23 protein-coding genes are annotated in these 20,791 nt (G+C 74.3%); 13 read left to right on the forward strand and 10 right to left on the reverse strand.

Annotation, left to right across the window (positions count from 1 at the left end):
* Positions 1 to 83: 83 nt before the first annotated feature.
* From IE294_RS30445 to hypA, 9 genes are read left to right on the forward strand one after another with little or no spacing between them, the layout of a single operon-like run.
* Positions 84 to 1,604 carry a hypothetical protein gene (locus IE294_RS30445; protein WP_189891392.1) on the forward strand — a complete coding sequence of 507 codons (1,521 nt, stop codon included), beginning with the start codon at positions 84 to 86 and terminating at the stop codon, positions 1,602 to 1,604.
* Entirely contained in the window at positions 1,591 to 2,136 is a 546-nt protein-coding gene (locus IE294_RS30450; RefSeq protein WP_189891394.1) for a hemerythrin domain-containing protein, read from the forward strand. Before IE294_RS30445 ends, IE294_RS30450 begins: the two co-directional genes overlap by 14 nt.
* Positions 2,133 to 3,224, forward strand: a complete 1,092-nt coding sequence (locus IE294_RS30455; protein ID WP_189891396.1) for an NADH-quinone oxidoreductase subunit B family protein — start codon at positions 2,133 to 2,135, stop codon at positions 3,222 to 3,224. The genes IE294_RS30450 and IE294_RS30455 overlap by 4 nt, the downstream gene beginning before the upstream one ends.
* Before the next feature lie 48 nt (positions 3,225 to 3,272).
* Positions 3,273 to 5,072 carry a nickel-dependent hydrogenase large subunit gene (locus IE294_RS30460; RefSeq protein ID WP_189891398.1) on the forward strand — a complete coding sequence of 600 codons (1,800 nt, stop codon included), beginning with the start codon at positions 3,273 to 3,275 and terminating at the stop codon, positions 5,070 to 5,072.
* Complete coding sequence (locus IE294_RS30465) at positions 5,065 to 5,607, forward strand: NifU-related iron-sulfur-binding protein (RefSeq protein ID WP_189891400.1); 543 nt, start codon at positions 5,065 to 5,067, stop codon at positions 5,605 to 5,607. The genes IE294_RS30460 and IE294_RS30465 overlap by 8 nt, the downstream gene beginning before the upstream one ends.
* Complete coding sequence (locus IE294_RS30470; RefSeq protein ID WP_189891402.1) at positions 5,604 to 6,191, forward strand: DUF5947 family protein; 588 nt, start codon at positions 5,604 to 5,606, stop codon at positions 6,189 to 6,191. Before IE294_RS30465 ends, IE294_RS30470 begins: the two co-directional genes overlap by 4 nt.
* 27 nt (positions 6,192 to 6,218) lie before the next feature.
* Positions 6,219 to 6,425, forward strand: coding sequence for a hypothetical protein (locus IE294_RS30475; protein ID WP_189815215.1), 207 nt, complete (start codon positions 6,219 to 6,221; stop codon positions 6,423 to 6,425).
* 8 nt (positions 6,426 to 6,433) lie between these two features.
* A complete protein-coding gene (locus IE294_RS30480; protein ID WP_189891404.1) occupies positions 6,434 to 6,655 on the forward strand; it encodes a hypothetical protein in 222 nt (73 codons plus the stop codon).
* 7 nt (positions 6,656 to 6,662) lie between these two features.
* Positions 6,663 to 7,019, forward strand: coding sequence for a hydrogenase maturation nickel metallochaperone HypA (gene hypA / locus IE294_RS30485; RefSeq protein ID WP_189891406.1), 357 nt, complete (start codon positions 6,663 to 6,665; stop codon positions 7,017 to 7,019).
* Between the two features lie 20 nt (positions 7,020 to 7,039).
* Here the strand turns inward: hypA and hypE are convergent, their stop codons facing one another.
* From hypE to IE294_RS30535, 10 genes are all read right to left on the reverse strand, one after another.
* Positions 7,040 to 8,119, reverse strand: a complete 1,080-nt coding sequence (gene hypE / locus IE294_RS30490) for a hydrogenase expression/formation protein HypE (RefSeq protein WP_306433479.1) — start codon at positions 8,117 to 8,119, stop codon at positions 7,040 to 7,042.
* Entirely contained in the window at positions 8,112 to 9,257 is a 1,146-nt protein-coding gene (gene hypD, locus IE294_RS30495; protein ID WP_189891408.1) for a hydrogenase formation protein HypD, read from the reverse strand. The genes hypE and hypD overlap by 8 nt, the downstream gene beginning before the upstream one ends.
* Positions 9,254 to 9,544 (reverse strand): HypC/HybG/HupF family hydrogenase formation chaperone, encoded by a 291-nt coding sequence (locus IE294_RS30500; RefSeq protein ID WP_132784482.1) that lies wholly within the window; start codon positions 9,542 to 9,544, stop codon positions 9,254 to 9,256. The genes hypD and IE294_RS30500 overlap by 4 nt, the downstream gene beginning before the upstream one ends.
* A gap of 3 nt (positions 9,545 to 9,547) precedes the next feature.
* Entirely contained in the window at positions 9,548 to 11,947 is a 2,400-nt protein-coding gene (gene hypF, locus IE294_RS30505) for a carbamoyltransferase HypF (protein ID WP_189891410.1), read from the reverse strand.
* Positions 11,944 to 12,663, reverse strand: coding sequence for a hydrogenase nickel incorporation protein HypB (gene hypB / locus IE294_RS30510; RefSeq protein ID WP_189891412.1), 720 nt, complete (start codon positions 12,661 to 12,663; stop codon positions 11,944 to 11,946). Before hypB ends, hypF begins: the two co-directional genes overlap by 4 nt.
* A 58-nt stretch (positions 12,664 to 12,721) precedes the next feature.
* On the reverse strand, positions 12,722 to 13,300 hold the full coding sequence (locus tag IE294_RS30515) for a hydrogenase maturation protease (protein WP_189891413.1): 579 nt from the start codon (positions 13,298 to 13,300) through the stop codon (positions 12,722 to 12,724).
* Positions 13,297 to 15,006, reverse strand: a complete 1,710-nt coding sequence (locus IE294_RS30520) for a hydrogenase maturation protein (protein ID WP_189891415.1) — start codon at positions 15,004 to 15,006, stop codon at positions 13,297 to 13,299. The genes IE294_RS30515 and IE294_RS30520 overlap by 4 nt, the downstream gene beginning before the upstream one ends.
* A 66-nt stretch (positions 15,007 to 15,072) precedes the next feature.
* Positions 15,073 to 15,441 carry a hypothetical protein gene (locus IE294_RS30525; protein WP_189891417.1) on the reverse strand — a complete coding sequence of 123 codons (369 nt, stop codon included), beginning with the start codon at positions 15,439 to 15,441 and terminating at the stop codon, positions 15,073 to 15,075.
* A 120-nt stretch (positions 15,442 to 15,561) separates the two neighbouring features.
* Positions 15,562 to 16,086 carry a hypothetical protein gene (locus IE294_RS30530; RefSeq protein WP_189891419.1) on the reverse strand — a complete coding sequence of 175 codons (525 nt, stop codon included), beginning with the start codon at positions 16,084 to 16,086 and terminating at the stop codon, positions 15,562 to 15,564.
* Positions 16,087 to 16,228: 142 nt separating this feature from the next.
* Positions 16,229 to 17,488 carry an FAD-dependent oxidoreductase gene (locus tag IE294_RS30535; RefSeq protein ID WP_189891420.1) on the reverse strand — a complete coding sequence of 420 codons (1,260 nt, stop codon included), beginning with the start codon at positions 17,486 to 17,488 and terminating at the stop codon, positions 16,229 to 16,231.
* Between the two features lie 157 nt (positions 17,489 to 17,645).
* Between IE294_RS30535 and IE294_RS30540 the strand changes: the two genes are divergently transcribed.
* The 4 genes from IE294_RS30540 (at position 17,646) to IE294_RS30555 (ending at position 20,739) form a co-directional block, all read left to right on the forward strand.
* Positions 17,646 to 18,137, forward strand: a complete 492-nt coding sequence (locus IE294_RS30540; protein WP_189891422.1) for a DUF1360 domain-containing protein — start codon at positions 17,646 to 17,648, stop codon at positions 18,135 to 18,137.
* 122 nt (positions 18,138 to 18,259) lie between these two features.
* Complete coding sequence (locus IE294_RS30545) at positions 18,260 to 18,694, forward strand: DUF2267 domain-containing protein (RefSeq protein ID WP_014670594.1); 435 nt, start codon at positions 18,260 to 18,262, stop codon at positions 18,692 to 18,694.
* 268 nt (positions 18,695 to 18,962) lie between these two features.
* Complete coding sequence (locus tag IE294_RS30550; RefSeq protein WP_189891424.1) at positions 18,963 to 19,421, forward strand: ANTAR domain-containing protein; 459 nt, start codon at positions 18,963 to 18,965, stop codon at positions 19,419 to 19,421.
* A 145-nt stretch (positions 19,422 to 19,566) separates the two neighbouring features.
* On the forward strand, positions 19,567 to 20,739 hold the full coding sequence (locus IE294_RS30555) for an AI-2E family transporter (RefSeq protein WP_373315869.1): 1,173 nt from the start codon (positions 19,567 to 19,569) through the stop codon (positions 20,737 to 20,739).
* Positions 20,740 to 20,791: the final 52 nt, after the last annotated feature.

Consider the following 20,791-nt stretch of genomic DNA (forward strand, 5'->3'; position numbering starts at 1 on the left):
CGGTGCGCCTGAGGGGCGGGCGGGCGTGACCGGTGTGACCGTGGGGGTGGGGTCCACGGACGCACCAGTGGCGAGGAGAGGGCATGGCGAACGGAACCGGCGGGGCTTGTCAGCAGCTGAGTGCCGTCGCGGACGCCGTGCTGTACGAGGGCTATCTGCTCTATCCGTACCGCCGGTCCTCGGCGAAGAACCGGGTCCGCTGGCAGTTCGGGGTGCTGCCGCCCCGGAACTGGGTGGAGCGGGACGGGCCGGTCACGCCCGGTGTCTCCGGCTCCGCCGACTCCTGGTACCAGCGGACCGAGTGCCTGCTGCGGGTGCGGCGCGCCGGCGCGGCCGTGCGGGTGCGCGTGCGGTATCTGCAACTCCAGCACAAGCAGGTGGAGGCGGCCGACGGGGACGGGGCGCACCGCCCGGTCGAGTCGTTGCGGACGGCCGACGGCACCGCCCACCTGTCGTTCGAGGAGGCCGTACCCCGCGAGACCGAACTGGTGCTGCCGCTGGAGGAGTTGCCGCGGGAGGGCCGGACGGTCGCCGTGGGGGCGCCGGCCGGGGCGGAGTACGAGCCGCTGCCGGCGGGCGCGGGGCGTACGGTGCGCCGGCGCCGGGAGGTGCGGGCCGCGACCACGGTCACGGCCGAGCCGCTCGGGTCCGGGCTGTACCGGCTGCGGGTGCGCACCGAGAACACCGGTGACGCGCCGGACCCGCGGGCGCCCCGTAACGCGGTGCTGGGGCAGGCGCTGCTCGCCACGCACACCCTCCTCACCGGTGACGGGGTGGAGTTCGTGTCGCTGATCGATCCGCCGGCCGCCCTCGCGGAGCAGGTCCGCGGCTGCCGCAACGCGTTCACGTTCCCGGTGCTGGGCGGGGCCCCGCCCCGGTCCCCGAGCGGTGACGGGGCGACCGGCACGCTGCTGCTGTCCGCGCCGATCATCCTCCCCGACCACCCCCAGGTGGCGCCGGAGAGCCCGGGCGACCTGCACGACGCGGCGGAGATCGACGAGATCCTCACGCTGCGCACGATGCTGCTGACCGACGAGGAGAAGGCGGAGGCCCGGGCCACCGACCCGCGGGCCGCGCGGATCCTCGACCGGGTGGACACCATGCCCCGGGAGGTCTTCTCCCGGCTGCACGGCGCCATCCGCTCCCTGACCCCGCGGGCCCCCGCCGCCGAACGGCCGCCGGCCCCCGCCGCCGAGCGGCCCGCCTGGTGGCAGGAGGGCGGCGACGACGGGCTGTCCCCGGCGACGGACACCGTGCTGGTGGACGGCGTGCCCGTGGGCGGCGGCAGCCGGGTGCGGCTGTGTCCGCGCGGCCGGGGCGCCGACGCCCAGGACATGTTCCTGGCCGGGCGCACCGCGCGGGTGGCCGCGGTCTTCCACGACGTGGACGGCAGCACGCACCTGGCGGTCACGGTCGACGACGATCCGGCCGCCGAACTCCACGGCTGGTACGGCCGTTTCCACTACTTCCGGCCCGACGAGGTCGAAACGCTCGGCCCCGACGCCCCACCGGGTCCGGGCCGGCCGATCCGGCCGCAGTCCCCGCGGCCACCCGAGCGTCCGGCCGCCGGGCCGGAGGAGGGACGGTTCGATGGACGCCCTTGACGTCCTCAGGCACGACCACCGGATGGTCGAGCAGTTGTTCCGCGACTACGAGGCCGCGGCCTCCGACCGGCAGCGGCGCGGTGTCGTGGAGCTGTTGGTGCGTGAACTGTCCAAGCACGCGGCCCTGGAGGAGATGCTCCTGTATCCGCTGGCCAGAAAGGTGCTGCCGGACGGCGACCGGGAGATCGACGAGCACTTGAGCGAGCACATGGGGGTGAAGCAGACCCTCCTCGCGCTCGACCGGCTCGGCGAGGGCGACCAGCGGACCGGCGAACTGGTGGCGGAACTGCGCCGTGAGGTGACGGAGCACATCCAGGAGGAGGAGGGCACCCTCATGCCCCGGCTGCGGCAGGCCGTCTCCCAGCAGGAACTGGACCGGCTGGGCGAGCTGATCGGGCAGGCCAAGGCCGGCGCGCCGACCCGCCCGCACCCGCACGCCCCCGACCAGCCGCCCGCCCTGACCCTCGCGGCTCCCCTGGCCGCGGCCTACGACCGACTCCGAGACCGACTCCAGCGGAGGCCGACGACATGACCACTCAGAGCGGCACCACCGAAGTGACGCGTGAACCCGGCCGGTCCGAGGCGCGCGGGAACGGGTTCGACGAGATCTACATCCTCTGGATCTCGGAGGGCATGAGCTGCGACGGCGACACCGTGTCCATGACGGCCGCCGGGCAGCCCGGCATCGAGGACCTGGTCGCCGGACTCATCCCGGGCCTGCCGAGAGTGAACCTGGTCAACAAGGTCCTCTCCCCCAGCCTGGGCGGCGAGGACTTCCTCGCTCCGTACCGGGCGGCGGCGCGCGGGGAGTTGTCGCCGTTCATCCTCGTCATCGAGGGTTCGGTCCCGAACCAGAACATCATCGAGGGCGGCGGCTACTGGACGTCGTTCGGCAACGACCCGGACACGGGCGAGCCGCAGACCCTCAACTGGTGGATCGACCAACTGGCGCCCAAGGCCTGGGCGGTGGTGGCCGCCGGCACCTGTGCCACGTTCGGCGGCATCCACGCCATGGCGGGCAACCCCACCGGCTGCATGGGCCTCGCGGACTATCTGGGCTGGGACTTCAGGTCGCAGGGCGCGCTGCCGGTGGTGAACGTGCCGGGCTGCCCGATCCAGCCGGAGAACTTCATGGAGACCCTCATCTGGGTGCTCTACCACGCGGCCGGTGCCGCGCCGCCGCCCCCGCTGGACCACATGCTGCGTCCGCAGTGGCTGTTCGGCAAGACGGTGCACGAGGGCTGCGACCGGGCCGCGTACTACGAGCAGGCGGACTTCGCGAAGGACTACAACTCCCCCAAGTGCCTGGTGAAGAGCGGCTGTTGGGGGCCGGTCGTGAACTGCAACGTGCCCAAGCGCGGCTGGATGGCCGGCATCGGCGGCTGCCCGAACGTCGGCGGCATCTGCATCGGCTGCACCATGCCGAGCTTCCCGGACGCGTTCATGCCGTTCATGGACGAGCCGACCGGCGGAGCCCTGTCGTCCGCGCTGCTCAAGCCGTACGGCGCCGTCATCCGGCGGCTGCGTGGTCTGACCAGCGTCGCGGTGAACCGCGAACCCAAGTGGCACCACACCGGACCGGAACTGACCACCGGTTACGACCCGCACTGGCGTGCCTGAGCGCCGGCACCCACCCACGCCTACGACGAACGAGGGGCAGGAAGCGACATGACGACCACCGAGGACCCGGCCCGGGTCACGGGGCGCAAGCCCGCGCAGATCGTGGACATGTCCTGGGACCCGATCACCCGGATCATCGGCAACCTCGGCATCTACACGAAGATCGACTTCGCCAACCAGGAAGTCGTGGAGTGCCACAGCACCTCGTCGCTCTTCAGGGGCTACTCGGTGTTCATGAAGGGCAAGGACCCGCGCGACGCCGGGTTCATCACCTCCCGGATCTGCGGCATCTGCGGCGACAACCACACCACCTGCTCCAACTACGCCCAGCAGATGGCCTACGGCGTCAAGCCGCCGCGGATGGCCGAGAACATCACCAACCTCGGCGAAGCGGCCGAGTACATGTTCGACCACACGATCTTCCAGGACAACCTGGTCTTCGTGGACTTCTGCGAGGCGATGGTCAAGGCCACCAACCCCGGTGTGCTGGCCCGCGCCGAGCGCACCGACGCGCCCCGCGGGGACATCCACGGCTACCGGACGATCGCCGACATCATGCGGGCCTTCAACCCCTTCGAGGGCGAGGTCTACAAGGAGGCGCTGAAGGTCAGCCGGGTCACCCGGGAGATGTTCTGCCTGATGGAGGGGCGGCACGTCCACCCCTCCACGCTGTACCCGGGCGGCGTCGGCACGATGCCGCAGCCGAACACCTTCACCGACTACCTCGCCCGGCTGATGCGCGTCATCGACTTCGTGAAGAAGGCGGTGGCGATGAACGACGACGTCTTCGACTTCTTCTACGAGGCCCTGCCGGGCTACGAGGAGGTCGGCAGGCGCCGCATCATGCTGGGCTGCTGGGGCGCCTGGCAGAACCCGGACGTGGTCGACTACCGGTACGAGAACATGAACCGCTGGGGCAAGGCGATGTACGTCACCCCCGGCATCATCGTCGACGGCAAGCTGGTCACCAACAACCTGATCGACATCAACCTCGGCCTGCGCGTCCTGCTGGGCAGCTCCTTCTACGACGACTGGGTCAACGAGCAGCCGTTCGTGACCCACGACCCGCTGGGCAACCCCGTCGACATGCGGCACCCGTGGAACCAGACCACCGTCCCGGTGCCGCAGAAGCGGGACTTCGCCGGCAACTACAGCTGGGTGATGAGCCCGCGCTGGTACCACCCCGAGACCGGTCAGCACCTGGCACTGGACACCGGCGGCGGCCCGCTCGCCCGGCTGTGGTCGACCGCGCTGAGCGCCCTGGTCGACACGCCGTACGTCAAGGCCACCGGCGACAGCGTGCGCATCTCCCTGCCCAGGGGGGAGGAGCTGCCGGAGACCACCCTGGAGTGGCGCATCCCCCAGTGGAGCAACACCATCGAACGGGACCGCGCCCGGCCCTACTTCGTCGCCTACGCCGCCGCCATGGCCCTTCAGTTCCTGGAGGAGTCGATGGAGCTGCTGCGGGCCGGCGAGACGAAGATCTTCGAGAACTTCGAGGTGCCGGACGAGGCGATCGGCTGCGGCTTCCACGAGGCGGTGCGCGGTGTCCTCTCGCACCACCTGGTGATCAGGGACCAGAAGATCGCCAACTACCACCCGTACCCGCCCACCCCGTGGAACGCCAGCCCGCGCGACATCTACGGCACCCCGGGCCCGTACGAGGACGCCGTCCAGGGCCAGCCGATCTTCGAGGAGAACGGCCCCGACGACTTCAAGGGCGTCGACATCATGCGCACCGTGCGCAGCTTCGACCCCTGTCTGCCGTGCGGGGTGCACATGTACATGGGCAAGGGCAGGACGCTGTCCACCGTGCACTCGCCGACGTACGGGGCGAACCATGGCTGACGCCGGCCGGCTCGCGGACCCGGCCGTCGAGGCGCGGCTGGCCCGGCTGGACGAGCTGCTGGCCGGGCTGGAGTCCGCGCCCGGCCCCGCGGCGGCCACCGCCGTGGAGGCCGTGCGGGTGCTGACCGAGATCTACGGCGAGGCACTGGCCCGGATGCTCGACCTGGCAGGTGCGCAGCCGGCCGCACGGCTCGCCGAGGACGAGCTGCTCGGGCATCTGCTGGTGCTGCACGACCTGCACCCCGAGCCGCCCGCGCGGCGGGCCGAGCGCGCCGTCGACCGGCTGCGGCCGGCGGTGCGCGAGCGCGGCGGCGACGTCGAACTGGTCGGTGTCGACGGGCAGGTGGCCCGGGTGCGGGTCACCGAGGCGAGTGGCTGCGGGTCCGGCTGCGGCGGCGGGCCGACGGTCGCCGACGCCGTACGGGAGGCCGTACTGACGGCCGCCCCCGAGCTGACGGCGGTCGAGCAGCTGTCCGCACCGGCCGCCCCCGCCTTCGTGCCGCTGGACTCGCTGCTGGTGCGGGAGGCGCGGTGAGGGCGGACGGGGCGCTGGCCCGGGTCATCCGCTCGGCCGCCGGGCGGGACGGCCCCGAGCGGTGCGACCTGTGCGCGCAAGCCGTGCCGGAGCAGCACCGCCATCTGTACGCCGCCGACCGCGAGGAACTGCTGTGCGCCTGCGGGGCGTGCGCGGTGCTGTTCGCCGGCGAGGGTGCGGGCGGCGGACGGTACCTGCTGGTGCCGAGCCGCCGGGTGCGGCTGGCCCCGGTGGACACCGGGCCGCTCGGGGTGCCGGTCGGGCTGGTGTTCTTCGTGCCGCGCGCGGACGGCACGGTCACCGCACAGGGGCCGAGTCCGGCCGGGGCGATGCGCTGGGAGGTGGAGGCGGACCGCTGGGCTCGGATGTGCGCGGCGTGTCCTCCGCTGGCGACCATGGCGCCCGAGGTGGAGGCTCTGTTGGTGAACACCGTGCGGGGCCTGGACCACCACTGGATCGTGCCGGTGGACGACTGCTTCCGGATGGTCGCGCTGGTCCGCCGGGAGTGGCGCGGCCTCGCCGGAGGCGGCCGGGTCTGGCCGGCCGTGGAGCGGTTCTTCACGGAGCTCACCGAGCGGTCGTGAGGGCCTGAGGACGAGAGGACGACAGCGATGAGCGCCATCCGAGTGGGCCGCCCCCAGGCGAAGCCCGACACACCGGTGCATGTGCGCGGGCTGCACCAGGGCAACAGGGGGCCGTACAAGCACCAGACCGGACACCACGAGGACGGCACCTCCGACGCGCGCCGTTCCACCGGGATCCACTGGAAGCGGCACAACGCCATCATGAAGATCATGCCGAACATCTCCCCGGGATGAGGAACAGGATGAGACAGCACAAGGGCTTCGCGATGAGGATGCGGCCGGCGGGAAGGGCGGGCGCGCCGGCGCGGACGGGGACGACGGCACAGCGTGTGCTGATCGCGCAGGGTGTCGCGCTCGGCGCCCTCGCGCTCGGGCTGCTCGTGCTCGAACTGCCGGGCATCGTCCGGGAGGTGCGCATCTGGCGCATGATCGATCTGCGGTCCGGCGCCAAGCGTCCGCGCTGAGCCGGCCGTGCACGAGCTGTCGATCGCGACCGCGATCGTGGAACAGGCGGCGGAGATCGCCCGCGCGGACGGTGCGGCCGGCGTGGCGTCGGTGACCGTCCGGGTCGGGGAGCTGGCCGGTGTCGTGCCGGACGCGCTGCACTTCGCCTTCGAGGTGGCCCGCGACGGCACGGCGCTCGCGGGGGCCCGGCTGGTCGTGGAGCAGGTGACGGCGCGGGCCTGGTGCGCCGGGTGTGCCGAGGAGTTCGAGGTCGGCATGCCGCCGTTCTTCTGGTGCCCGCGCTGCGACCGGCCCTCGCAGGAGCTGCGCGGTGGCCGGGAGCTGGAGATCACGGACGTGCAGCCGGTCCCGGCCCCGGCCTGACGGCGGGGCCGGGGGCGGTCTCAGCAGATCCGGGGCAGCTGCTCGCCGAGCGGCAGGTCCAGCACCCGGGTGCCGCCGAGGCCGGTGGCGACGACGACCATGCCGGGGTGCTCCGCGACGCACTCGCCGATGAGGGCGGCGCCCGTGCCCTGCGGGTGGGCGCGCATGGCCGCCAGGACGGCCTCGGCGTGCTCGGGGGGCACGAAGGCGACGAGCCGGCCCTCGTTGGCGACGTACAGCGGGTCGAGGCCCAGGAAGCCGCAGGCGTTCGCGACCTCCTCCGGGACCGGCACGGCCCGCTCCCGCAGCCGTACGCCGGTGCCGGAGGCGCGGGCGATCTCGTTGAGGGACGCGCCGAGGCCGCCCCGGGTGGGGTCGCGCAGCACGTGGATGTCCGGGGTGACCGCCAGCATGGCGGCCACCAGGTCCGCGAGCGGTGCGGTGTCGGAGGTGATCTCGACGCCGAACTCCAGGCCCTCGCGGACGCTCAGGACGGCCACCCCGTGCCGGCCGATCGGTCCGCTGACGAGGACGGCGTCGCCGGGCCGGGCGCGCTGCGGGCGGATGTCGACCCCGTCGGGGACCAGGCCGACGCCGGCGGTGGTGACGTAGACGCCGTCGCCGTGCCCGGAATCGACCACCTTGGTGTCGCCGGTGGCGATGGTGACGCCGGCGGCCCGGGCCGCGTCGCCCATGGCGCGGGCGACACGCTCGACGACGGCCAGTTCCACGCCCTCCTCCAAGATGAAGGCCGCGGAGAGGTGGGTGGGCCGGGCCCCGCTCATCGCCAGGTCGTTGACCGTGCCGTTGACGGCGAGGTCACCGAGGCTGCCGCCGGGGAAGAACAGGGGGCGTACGACGTAGGAGTCGGTGGAGAAGGCGAGCCGGGCGCCGCCGAGGCCGAGGACGGCCGAGTCGGTGAGCGCCGCGAGCGTGGGGTTGCCGTAGGCGGGGGCGAAGACCTGCTCGATCAGTTCCGCCGACAGGGCGCCGCCTCCGCCGTGGCCCATGACGACGACCGGCTGGTCGCGCAGGGGTGCGGGGCAGGTCCAGTTCGCGGGGTCGACGGGGGCGGTGTCCGTGGTGGCGAGGTCAGCCAACGGGGTTCATCTCCTCGCGCGGGATACGGGATCCCTGTGGTGCCGGGCTGTCGGTCATCCTGCGGTACAGGTAGTAGGCCGCGCAGGCGCCCTCGCTGGAGACCATGGTGGCGCCGAGCGGGGTGCGCGGGGTGCACGTCGTGCCGAACGCCGCGCACTCGGTGGGTTTGATCAGCCCTTGCAGGACGTCGCCGGCGCGGCACACGGCGGGCTCCTCGGTGCGGATGCCGGTGACGTCGAACCGGTGCTCGGCGTCGTACGCGCGGAACGCCTCGGACAGCCGCCAGCCGCTGGCCGGGATGCTGCCGATGCCCCGCCAGTTGCGGTCGGTGACCTCGAAGACCTCCTCGATCATGCGGACGGCCGCCGGGTTGCCCTGGTCGCGCACGGCGCGGGGGTAGGCGTTCTCCACCCGGTGCTCGCCGCGTTCCAGCTGGTGGACGGCCCGCCGGACGCCTTCGAGGATGTCCAGCGGTTCGAAGCCGGTGACGACGATCGGGACGCGGTGCCGGGCGGCGAGGTCCGGGTACTCGGCGGTGCCCATCACGCTGCACACGTGCCCGGCGGCGAGGAAGCCCCGCACCCGGCAGGCGGGGGCGGCCATGATGGCCTCGATCGCCGGGGGGACCCGCACGTGCGACACCAGCAGGCTGAAGTTGGCCAGGCCCAGGCGGCGGGCCTGGTGGACGGCCATGGCGTTGGCGGGGGCGGTCGTCTCGAAGCCGATGGCGAAGAACACGACCTGCCGGTCGGGGTGTCTGCGGGCCAGCTCCACGGCGTCCAGCGGTGAGTAGACGACCCGTACGTCGCCCCCCTCGCCCTTGACCCGGAACAGGTCGCGGTCGGTTCCGGGCACGCGCAGCATGTCCCCGAAGGAACAGAAGACGACGTCGGGGCGCGCGGCGATCTCCAGGGCCTTGTCGATGACGTCGAGGGGGGTCACGCACACCGGGCAGCCGGGGCCGTGGATCAACTCCAGTTTCTCGGGCAGGAGTTGGTCGATGCCGTGGCGGATGATGGAGTGGGTCTGGCCGCCGCAGACCTCCATCAGGGCCCAGGGCCGGGTGACCGTGGCGTGGATCTCGTCCAGCAGCCGGCGCGCCAGACCGGGGTCGTTGAACTCGTCGATGTACTTCACCGGGTCTCCGTCCCGCTCTCCTGCCGTGCCGCCTGCTCCCAGGCGTCACCGAACTCCTCTTCCAGCAGCCCCAGTTGACCGAACAGCTCCAGGGACGCGCGGGCCGACTCCTCGTCCAGGCGCTGGAGCGCGAAACCGACGTGGACGATGACGTACTCCCCCACCTGGATGTCGGGCAGGTACTCCAGGCACGCCTGTTTCTGTACGCCGCCGAAGTCGATCAGGCCGGTGAGCGGGTCGGCACGGTGGTCGATGGACACGACCTTGCCGGGCACTGCCAGACACATGGGTCACTCCGTCTCGTGGTGGGCTGCTGTTCCCGCGACCATCAGCTGGCCGAGTGCCAGACCGCCGTCGTTCGGGGGGACTTCGCCGTGCCGGAGGACGGTGAGGCCGGCCGTGGTGAGCAGCGCGGCGGTCTCCTCCTCCAGCAGGGCGTTGGCGAAGACGCCGCCGGTGAGGGCGACGGTGGTGAGGCCGGTCCGTGCCCGGGTCCGGCGGCACAGGTGCGCCACCGCCCGGGCGACGCCCCGGTGGAAGCGGGCGGCCAGGACGGGAACGGGGGTGTGGCGGGCCCGGTCGCGCAGCAGGGCGCGCAGGACGGGGGCCGGGTTCATCTCCCAGCCGGCCGCCGGGATCCGCCGGCCGGGCGACCGGCGCCACGGGGTCACGCCCCCGATGCCGGACAGCGGGGTGAGGCCGAACGGGTAGGCGCCGTTGTCCGCGTCCCATGCCTTCAGCGCCGCCGCCTCCAGTTCCAGCGCCGCCTGTGCCTCGTAGCCGGCGCGGTGGCACAGCCCCACGAGGGAGGACACGGCGTCGAAGAGCCGGCCCATGCCGGAGGTCGGCACACAGGCCAGTCCGCGCGTCAACTGCTGCCGTAACACGGCGAGTTCGGTCTCGGTGCACGCCTCGACGCTCGGCAGTCCGGGTTCCCACGGCAGTCCCGCCGCCCACAGCCGGGCCAGGGCGAGCCGGCAGGGGTTGGCGACGCCGGTGTCGCCGCCGGGCAGCGGGGCGGGGGTCAGCCGGGCCAGGCGGCGGTAGCCGGTGTAGTCGGCGAGCAGGATCTCGCCGCCCCACACCGTGCCGTCGTCGCCGTAGCCGGTGCCGTCGAAGGCGACGCCGATCACGGGTGTACGGCCGTCGAGACCGTGTTCGGCCATCGCCGAGGCGATGTGGGCGTGGTGGTGCTGGACCAGCACCGGCTCGCCCAGGCCGAGCCGGGCGGCCCGGCGGGTCGAGTGGTAGCCGGGGTGGCGGTCGGCGGCGGCCAGCCGGGGGGTGACCCCGGTGAGGAGGGTGAGGTGCCGTTCGGCGCGTTCCGCTGCGGCGAGGCCGGCCAGGTCGCCGAGGTCGCCGATGTGCGGCCCGAACCAGGCCTGGTCGCCCTCCCCCAGGCACAGCGCGTTCTTCAGGTCGCCGCCGGTGGCGAGGGTGGGGCGGACCGGGAGCGGGAGGCGCAGGGGGCGGGGGACGTAGCCGCGGGAGCGGCGCAGGACCTGTTCGGTGCCGTCGGGCCGGACGCGCAGCAGGGAGTCGTCGCAGGGGGAGGCGATGGGCCGGTCGTGGGTGAGCCAGGCGTCGGCGAGTCCGGCCAGCCGGGTCAGGGCCTCGGCGTCGTCGGTGACGATGGGCTCGCCGGAGCGGTTGCCGCTGGTCATGACCAGGACCCGGGGGCCGGGTGGGTCGCCGGGCAGGCCGAGGAGCAGGGTGTGCACGGGGGTGTAGGGCAGCAGCAGGCCGACGTGCGGGCTGTCCGGGCAGACCTGGTCGGCGAGGCGGACGCCGTCCGGGGGTGTGCGGCGGCGCAGCAGGACGATGGGGCGGCGGGCGCTGGTGAGCGCGGTCCGTTCGGCGGCGGAGAGCACCGCGAGGCGTTCCGCCGTCTCCAGGTCGGCGCACATCACGGCGAGGGCCTTGCCGCCCCGCTCCTTGCGGCGGCGCAGGGTGGCGACGGCCCGGGCGTCGGTCGCGTCGCAGGCCAGGTGGTAGCCGCCGACGCCCTTGACGGCGACGATGCGCCCGGCGGCGAGCAGCGCCCGTGCCGTCGCGAGGGCCTGCGCGTCCCGGGCCGGGCGGACGCCGAGGCCCGCGGCCGGGACGAGGGTGAGGCGCGGGCCGCAGTCGGGGCAGGCGACGGGCTGGGCGTGGAAGCGCCGGTCGGCCGGGTCGCCGTACTCGCGGGCGCAGGCGGGGCACATCGGGAAGCCGGCCATGGTGGTGGCCGGCCGGTCGTACGGCATCCCGGTGGCGATGGTGAAGCGGGGGCCGCAGTGGGTGCAGGTGACGAAGGGGTGGCGGTGCCGGCGGTCGCCTGGGTCGGCGAGTTCGCGCAGGCAGTCGGCGCAGGTCGCGGTGTCGGGCGGGAGCTGGGTGCGGCCCGGGGAGCGCTCGGTGGGGCGGATGGTGAAGGGGCCGGTGGCGCCGGTGGCGGGGACGTCCTCGCAGCCGACGCCGGTCACGGTCGCGAGCGGTGGCGGCTGCTCGGTCAGCCGGCCGGCGAACCGGTCCACGTCGTCCGGCGGGCCCTCGACCTCGATGAGGACGCCGTCCGCGGTGTTGCTCACGAACCCGGTCAGCGCGAGCCCGGCGGCCAGCCGGTGCACGTAGGGCCGGAAGCCGACGCCCTGGACCGTGCCGCGCACGGTGATCCGGCGGCGGACCGGGCGGGTGACGGGCGCGGTCACGAGGTGGGGGCGGAGGCGGGGTGGTGGTGCGGGTGCGGGGCGAGCGGGGGGCGGTGCGGCGGGGCGCCGTCGCGGGCGGCGAGGGCGCGGTCGAGCAGGGCGCCGACGCCGGTGCCGGTGCGGGCGCACGAGCGGATGATCTCCACGCCCGGGTTGACCTGGTGCACGTTCTCGTGGAAGAGGCTCTCGTCGAAGCCGGCCGGTCCGGCGAGGTCGGTCTTGGTGATCACGACGAGGTGGGCGGAGCCGAACGCGGTCGGGTACTTCAGCGGCTTGTCCTCGCCCTCGGTGACCGCCATCAGCACGATCCGCAGGGTCTCCCCGAGGTCGTACGCGGCGGGGCAGACCAGGTTGCCGACGTTCTCCACGAACAGCACCGAGGTGTCCGGCGGCAGCCAGCCGGTCAGCCGGGCGCCGACCTGGCGGGCCTCCAGGTGGCACAGCCCGTCGGTGAGCAGTTGCTGGACGGGCGCGCCGGACCGGGCGAGCCGGACGGCGTCGTTCTCGGTCGCGAGGTCCGCGGTGAGCGCGGCCACCGGGACGCCCCGCTCCCCGGCGCGGGCCAGCACCCGGGCGAGGAGTTCGGTCTTGCCGCTGCCCGGGCTGGACAGCAGGTTGACCAGGGTGACGCCCTGCCGGGCGAGGTCGTCGCGCAGACTCGCGGCCAGGCCGTCGTTCTTCGCCAGGACGGCCTGTTTGACGTCGGACCGGCACATGGGCGCTGCTCCTCGGGTGCGGTGGTGTCCGGGCCGCGTCCGGTGCGGCCCGGGGGTCTCACCGATCTTCGGCCGCCTGGGGCGCCGTGCCGGGCAGCGCAGCCGGGTGCGGGGTCCCGGATTCCACCGGGCAGCCCAACGGGGGCAGGGGGCCGGCGGGGTCGGTGAGGAGGGCGGGCACGAGCGCGTGCAGCGCGTCGACGGCCCGGTCGACGGCTTCCCGCACCGGCGCGCTGAGACCGGGGAGGAGGTCGTCGCCGCCCGGCAGGACGCCGGGTTCGCAGGCGAGGACGAGGACCCTGGGCAGGGGCTCGTCCCCCAGGTGGGCGGCCAGGGCCAGCACCTTCGCCGGGTCCATGCCGTGGGCCTCGGGCGCGACGGTCCCGTCGGGGGGTTCGGCCTCGATCAGGGAGAGGGTGCCGGGGCGGTGCCCGCGCGGGGCCGCGTCGACGAGGACGGCGGTGGCGCAGCCGGACAGCAGGTCGTAGGCGAGGTCCAGGCCGCGGATGCCGTAGTCGTGGACCCGTGCCCCGGGCGGCAGCGGGCGGTGTTCCAGTGCGCGGATCACCTCGGGGCCGAAGGCGTCGTCGGCGAGGAAGATGTTGCCGACGCCGGCCACCAGCAGGCGCGGCGTCATCGGGTGCCTCCGGCGGCCGGGGCGAGGGGCCGGGCGGAGCCGCCCGGGGCCTTGCGGACGAAGGCCGCACGCAGGGCGTGGTACGGGGCCTCGGGGTCGAAGAAGAGGGCGTGCATGCGGGCCAGTTCCGCCTCCCGGTAGCGGGCGAGGGGCCGTTCCCGCTCGTCGGCGGCGCGGGCCGCGGCCTTGGCGGCGATCCGCCGGTCCAGGTCCGGGGCGGCGGCGAGCCCGGTCGCCAGTCGCTCGACCTCGGCCGTGAAGTCCCGCGGCGCGGCCGGCACCAGCCGGTCGACGAGGCCGAGCCGTGCGGCGGTCGCGGCGCTGACCGGCAGGGCCTGGGTCGTCAGCCGCTCGGCCTCATCCGGGCCGACGCGGCGCGGCAGGGTGTACGTCCAGAACTCGGAGCCGTACAGGCCCATGCGCCGGTAGTGCGGGTTGAGGACGACGCCGGTGCGGCACCACACCTGGTCGGCGGCGAGGGCCAGCATGGCGCCGCCGGCCGCCGCGTTGCCGCCGAGCGCGGCGACCACCAGCCGGTCGGTGGTGCGCAGCACGGCCTCCACGAGGTCGTCCATGGCGTTGAGGTTGGTCCAGGACTCCTGGGCCGGGTCGGGGGCCGCCTCGACGACGTTCAGGTGGATGCCGTTGGAGAAGAAGTCGCGGGTGCCGCCGAGGACGAGGACGCGGGTGGGGCGGGTGAGCGCCTCGGTGTAGGCGGCGAGCAGTCTGCGGCACTGGTCGGTGCTCATCGCGCCGCCTGGGAAGGAGAAGGCGAGGAAGCCGGTGTCGCCGTGCTGCCGGTAGCGGATGTCGGTCCAGGTGCGCCGGCCGGGCGGGAGGTCCGGTGGGGCCGGGACCTCCGGGAGGGCGAGGCCGGGCCGGTACGCGGCGAGGACCGAGGCGGCCGGGCGGCGGAAAGGCGCCGGGTCGCCGGAGTTCCTGCGGGGGCGCAGTTCCGGGATCCAGACCGCGCCGTCGCGGGTGGCCCGGCAGACGGCGCCCGCGCGCTGGGCCAGCAGGGCGCCGGGACGGCCGCGCAGTTCGTCCTCGGGGTGCCCGCCGTGCAGGAACACCTCGTGGCCGAGGAGTTCGTCCAGGACGCCGGGCTGGGAGTCGGCGCCGCGGAGCTTGCGCAGGACCGTGTCGGTGTCGTCGTGCTCCCAGTCGATCCGCCGCCGCTGCTGCCGGAAGCTGTCGCGCCAGACGACGGTGACCGACTCGTCGGTCTGCGGCAGGGGCTTGTACGCGCCGTCGGCGTAGCGCCGTACGGCCGTCAGGACGGCGGTGACGGCTGCGTCGGAGGCCTCGTTGCGGTAGAGGTCGCTCTTGCCGACGGGGGGTACGGGGAACGGCTCGGCCGCCCAGACCGGGCCCGCGTCCATCGCCGCCTCGGCCTGGAGCACGGTCACGCCCCACTGCTCGGCCCCGTCGGCGATGGCCCAGTCCAGCGAGGACGGGCCCCGGTCACCCGGCGGGCCGGGGTGCACGATCAGGCAGGTGTGCTCCCGCCACACGTCCTCGGGCAGGGCCGTCCTGAGCATCGGCGCGACGATCAGGTCGGGGCGCAGCTCGCGCACGGCGGCCCGGACCGGGTCGGGGCCCTGCGCGGCGAGCACGACGTCCGGCTGGTGCCCGAGGTCCGACAGTTCGGCGTACAGGCGCTGGGAGAGGCTGTTGAACGCGCTGGCGACGAGCAGAATGTTCATGACACGGCATGGTCGTCGCTCGCCCGGGTGCCGGGAAGGACCGCTGCGGCGTTTCGCCGGCCCCGGTCAGGTCTCTTCCTCCATCCGGATGGCATTCCGCAGATCCTCGAAGGCCTGGCTCCGGTTGTCCTGGTGCGCCTCCAGCAGGGCGGCGGCGATCGCGTCGAGCTTGCGCTGGATCGCGTGTTCGGCGCGCATCTCGGAGTTCTTCAGCAGGGCCAGGAGCAGCAGGGTGACCGCCGTCATGGACTCGCCCGCGAGGAGCAGCACCTCAAGCGGCAGCTGGGCGACGTGGGAGGCGACGAAGAAGCTGACGAAGAGCAGGCAGAACAGGAAGAACAGCGGTGAGCTGGTGAAGTTCGAGGCGTATTCGGCGAGCTGCTCGAACCGGCCGCGGCGCGGGCCGCCGCGTTGGACGGGGTTCTTGAAGGTCATGGCCGGGCCCTTCCCGCGACGGGCGGCTCCCGCATCGGCTGCGCGAGTACCCCTGGGCGGGGCGCATGACACCGGGGCCCGGCCGGTGTCGTACGGTGCCGGCGAGCCGGCCCCGCCGTCTCAGGCCGCGAGGGTCTCCCCGGGGGCGAGGCGGTCCACGAGCTGGTCGTGGTGCAGCTCGGCCACCGGCCACAGCAGGTCGGGGTGGCGCAGCAGGGCCGCCGCGCCGCGGTCGCCGTCGTCGGGGGTGAGCAGCCGGCGGAACTCGGTCGGCGTCGCGGCGTGCTCGCTCCCGGCGAGTGCGGCGACGGCCAGCTCGGCCAGCTCGGGGTCGGTCAGCAGGGCGGCGGCCCAGCTGGCCACGACCTCGTCCACCCAGGTGCGCCAGGCCCAGTCCTCGGCCGGGTGCTCGCCGGCCCGCTCGGCGCCGGCGATCCAGTCGAGGCGGGCCGCGCCTCCGGGGCCCGCCAGGGTGACGAGGCCGGCGTCGATCGCCGTGGGGTACCGCAGCCAGGCGGCGACCGTCACGGCCTGCCGGGCCTGCGCCTCGCACAGCGCGGAGGCCAGCGCGCCGCCGCACGGCGGGTAGGCGACCGTCAGCCAGCGTGCCGTCGCGGCTATCAGGGGGGACAGATCAGTGAGCACAGCCGGGCCGTCCGAGGTGCGAGGGGGTACAGGGGCTCCCCGCCACGGTAGCCCCGCGCCGGGCACGGCCGGGAGGGGGTGCGTACCAGGTCATATGTGACGTGACCCACTCGCCGGGAGAACCCGCTCGCGCCCCACGCGCTCACCGGGGGCGTCCCCCCGCCGTCCGCCGGCGCACCGCCTCCTCCGGCGGGCGCTCCCGGAGGGCGCCGTAGGCGATGAAGTAGGCGGGGAGGCGGCGCAGCCACGGCGCGTCGCCGAGCAGGCCCGCGAGGCGCCGGGCCCGCTGCGCGCCGCCCAGGGGCGGCCGGCCGCTCAGGACCGGCGCGATGACGCGGGCGTGGGCCGCCCGTTGCAGCGCCTGGGTGACGACCGTGGTGGGACGGCGGCGGCGCTGCACACCGCGTACGTCACGCAGCCCCACGGTGCCCCGGCGCAGGGGCCCGACCAGGTGGCGGGCGGTGGCCACGGCGTCCTGCACGGCGAGGTTGATCCCGATGCCGAAGACCGGGGACATGGCGTGCGCGGCGTCGCCGATGCACAGCAGACCGGGGCGGTGCCAGCGGCGCAGCCGGTCCAGGTGGACGTCGAGGAGCTTGACGTCGTCCCAGGAGCGCAGGGTGTGCGTCCGGCCGGCGATCCAGGGGACGGCCTCGGCGAAGGCGGCGAGGAAGCGGTCCAGGCCGGCGGCGCGGCGCTCGGCGTCGGTGCCCTTGGGGATGAGCGCGGCGCACTGCCAGTAGTCACCGCGGTCGATCATCGCGGTGAGGAAGCCCTCACCGGCGCCGCCGACGAGCCCGCTCGGGTCGCCTTCGCGCCGCGGCAGGCGGAACCACCAGGCGTCCATCGGGCAGGTGAAGTGGTGCAGGCCCAGTTCGGGCAGGGCGCGGGCCAGTGATCCGCGTCCGTCGCAGGCGACGGTGAGGAGGGCGCGCAGTTCGCCGGTGCGGCCGTCGGAGCCGCGGTAGCGCACCCCGGTGACCCGTCCGGACTCGACGATGAAGGAGGTGGCCTCCGTGTTCGTCCTCAGCTCGAAGGACGGCTCGCGGCGGGCCTGGTCGGCGAGGAGGTCGAGCAGGTCCCACTGGGGCACCATCGCCACGTAGTTGTGGGGGCCGGGCAGCGTGGAGAGGTCCGCCACGGTGACCGGCGAGCGGCCGGTGCCCAGCGGCAGCTGGACGGTGCGGACCCGGCGCTGCGGCAGCCGGGCGAACTCCCCGGCCAGACCGAGGTCGTCCAGCAGCGCCAGGGTCGACGGGTGGACCGTGTCGCCGCGGAAGTCGCGCAGGAAGTCGGCGTGCTTCTCCAGCACGGTCACCGCGATCCCGGCCCGGGCCAGCAGCAGGGCGAGCACCATGCCCGCGGGGCCGCCCCCCACGACACAGCAGGTGGTCTTTTCCATGGCGGTTCTGCCCTTCCTCGTCGAGAGCAGTAATTCATCAGTCGATGAATACGATACTCCCCGCGGACCGGAACGTCACGTGTCGGCACCACCGACCGGGGAACTCGTTGCGCGCCCTGGGCAGGGCGCAAGACGCACCGCGAGGCTGGGAGATCGCATGGCCACGGACGCCGCACGCTACGACGACCAGGACGAGGTCCCCCTGGGGGGCTATGCCGCCCTCGCCTCCGTGTTCCTGGCGGGCACCGGCACCTTCGCGCTGCTGGCCCGGCGCCGGGGTGTCCGTCTGCCGCAGCAGGTGCCGCCCTGGGACGTCGCGCTGCTGGGCGCCGCCGCGTACAAGACGTCGCGGGTCCTGGCCAAGGACAAGATCACCAGCTTTCTGCGGGCGCCGTTCACCCGGCGCGCGGACGAGGGCGAGGCGAGCGAGGTCATGGACGAGCCCCGCGGCGACGGCCTCCGGCGCGCGGTCGGTGACCTGGTGTCCTGCCCGTTCTGCGTCGCCGCCTGGACCACCGGGGCGCTGGTGTGCTCCTACGCGGCGTCGCCCCGGCTCACCCGGCTGGTGTGCGGGGGCTTCGGCGCGCTGACCGTGGCGGACTGGCTCCAGTACGCGTGGACGTGGACCCAGCGGACCACGGAGAGCTGAGGCCGGACCGCGGCGGTGACGGCCGCTCGTAGTCCGGCAGGTGCGGGGTACTCGCCCGGTGCCGCTACGCCGGGGGACGGGCGGGCGTACCGTCGGCACTTCGTGCGGAAGGGACCGGTCTCATGCGGCACGACGAGATGATCGGAAAGGTGCAGGCGCTGGCCCAGTTGCCCGACCGGGGGACGGCCGAGCGGGCCGCGCACGCGGTCGTGGCCACGCTGGCGGAACGGCTGCCGGCCGGGCTGGCCCGGCATGTGGCCGCCCAGCTCCCGCCGGACATGGCGGCGGCCATGCGGGAGGCGGTCGACGCGTCCGCCGGGCCGGACTCCGGTACGGCGGCCGAGCGGTTCGGGCTGACGGCGTTCGCCGGACGCGTCGCCGTCCGGGCCGGCACCGACGAGGAGACGGCGCTGCGGGAGGCCGCCGCCGTGATGGAGGTACTCGACGCCGCCCTCGCGCCGGAGCTGACCGAGCGGATGGACGGGGCACTGCCGGCCGACATCCGCGAACTGCTGCCGGTGGAGCGCGCGGTCCAGGACACCGGGAGGTCGGACTGACCCAGGTGCCGGAGCAGTCGCGGGCGGGGCCGGGCCGGCCGGGAGCCGGGACCACACCGAGTGACGAGCAGCGGGCCGACGGGGAACCGGGCCCACGAGGGGCCGGCTCGCAGCCGTCGGGACGGCGCCGGGTGGCGGGTGTCCTGGGCGGGGTGCGCCGCACCGCGCGCACAGCGTGACCGGGGTGCGCGGGGCTGGTTCAATGCGTGTGCAAGCGCCCACCGGGGGCAGGCGTAGCAGTGACGCCCCCCACCCGAAAAGGTGCTCCATGGCCTTCTTCGCCCTCTCCCGGCACCAGCCGCTGGTCCTGCTCTCGGCCACCGAGCTGACGTCGGAGTACCACCGATTGCAGGAAGAGAACCGGCAGCTTCAGCGCGCCGTGACCTCGCACGCCGTGATCGACCAGGCGATCGGTGCCGTCGTCGTCCTCGGGGGGATCGCCCCGGAGGAGGCCTGGCGTGTGCTGCGGGACGTCTCCCAGCGCACGAACGTCAAGCTGCGCACGGTCGCGGAGCACATCCTGGCCTACGCCCAGGGCGGCACGCTTCCCGAACCGGAACGGATCGAGCTCGGGAAGGCGATCGTCCGCTACCGCCGGAGCGAGGAGCCCCCGGTGCTCGGTGACGGCCTGCCCGCCCCGGCCGACGGTGCCGTGCACGACGGGCCGCCCGGAACCGCACCAGCCGCCGGACCCCGGCCTGGTCCAGCCCGTACCGCCGCGGACTGAGCACCGCGAGCAGCGCGAGCGCGAGCCCTCCCACCGCGGGGGTGCGCTCGGCGCGCCCCTTCCGCGTCCTGTGCTTACGGTGCTGTGGAGGTGACCGGCTGTCAGCGGGGGTGCCTCTCAGGGCGGAGCGGAGGTGGGAGCGGTGGTGGGCGACGCGCGCCGACGGGTGGCCCGGCCGGGCGGCGGGCGCCGGGCCGGGCGCGCGGTGCCGGGCAGCCGGCCGGCGTACTCCGTTCGGCCGCCGTCCGTGACCCGCCCCAAGCCGCCGGTGCCGCCGGCCGAGCGGACGGTGCCGTGGCTGCGGGTCGCCGCGGCCTACGCCTGGCGGCTGATCCTCGTCGGGGCCGTCGTCTACGGCGTCTTCAGCCTCCTCGGCAGCTTCCAGCTCATCGCCGTCGCGCTGTTCCTCGCGCTGGTCGTGACGTCCGTACTGCGCCCGCCGACCGATCTGCTGAGCCGGTTCCTGCCGAGGCCGCTGAGCGTGGCGATCGCCCTGGTGGGCAGTCTGGTGCTGCTGCTGGGCCTGCTCGCGCTGGTGGGCAGCGCGGTGGCGGGTGAGTCCGCCCGGCTGACGGACGAGTTCCGGGGCGGTGTCCACCGCATCGAGGAGTGGCTGCACCGGCCGCCGTTCCGGCTCAGTGCCGACGCGTTCGCCGGGCTCCAGCGCCAGGTGACGCACTACGTCTCCACACACCGGGCGGCTCTGCTCAGCAGCGCGGTCAGCGAGCTGGGCCGGGTGGTGGAGCTGGTCACCGGCGCCGCGCTGGCGCTGTTCGCCTCGGTCTTCTTCCTGCACTCGGGCGAGCAGCTGTGGAGCTGGGCGCGGGACCAGTTGCTGCCGAGCGGTGCCCGCCCCGTGTGGGACCGGGCGGGACGGGCGGCCTGGCGGACCTTCGCGGGCTACACGCGCGGCATCATCATCGTGGCCGCCACCAACGCCGTCCTGGTGGGGGTGGTCCTGCTGGTGCTGCGGGTGCCGCTCGCGCTGCCGCTGACCCTGCTGGAGTTCTTCGCGGCGTTCGTGCCGCTGGTGGGCTCGCCGGTGGCGCTGGGGGTCGCCACGATCGTCGCGCTCGCCGGGCGGGGTCCGCTGACGGCGGCCGGCGTGCTGGTGCTGATCGTGGTGATCGGCCAGTTGGAGGGGCATGTGCTGCATCCGGTGGTGATGAGCTGGGCGGTGCGGCTGCATCCGCTCGTCGTGGCCGTGTCGGTCATCGCGGGCAGCATCGTCGCCGGGGTGATCGGCGCCGTCGTCGCGGTCCCACTGGTCTCGGTCGTCTGGGCGGTCCTGCGGGCGCTGCGCGCGGTGCCTCCGTGACGTGACGGGCCCCCGCGCGGTGAGCGCCGAGGAGGGTCCGGCGCCGTCGTCG

This window comes from Streptomyces canarius (assembly GCF_014650735.1).
In the GTDB taxonomy this organism is placed as follows: Bacteria; Actinomycetota; Actinomycetes; order Streptomycetales; family Streptomycetaceae; genus Streptomyces; species Streptomyces olivaceoviridis.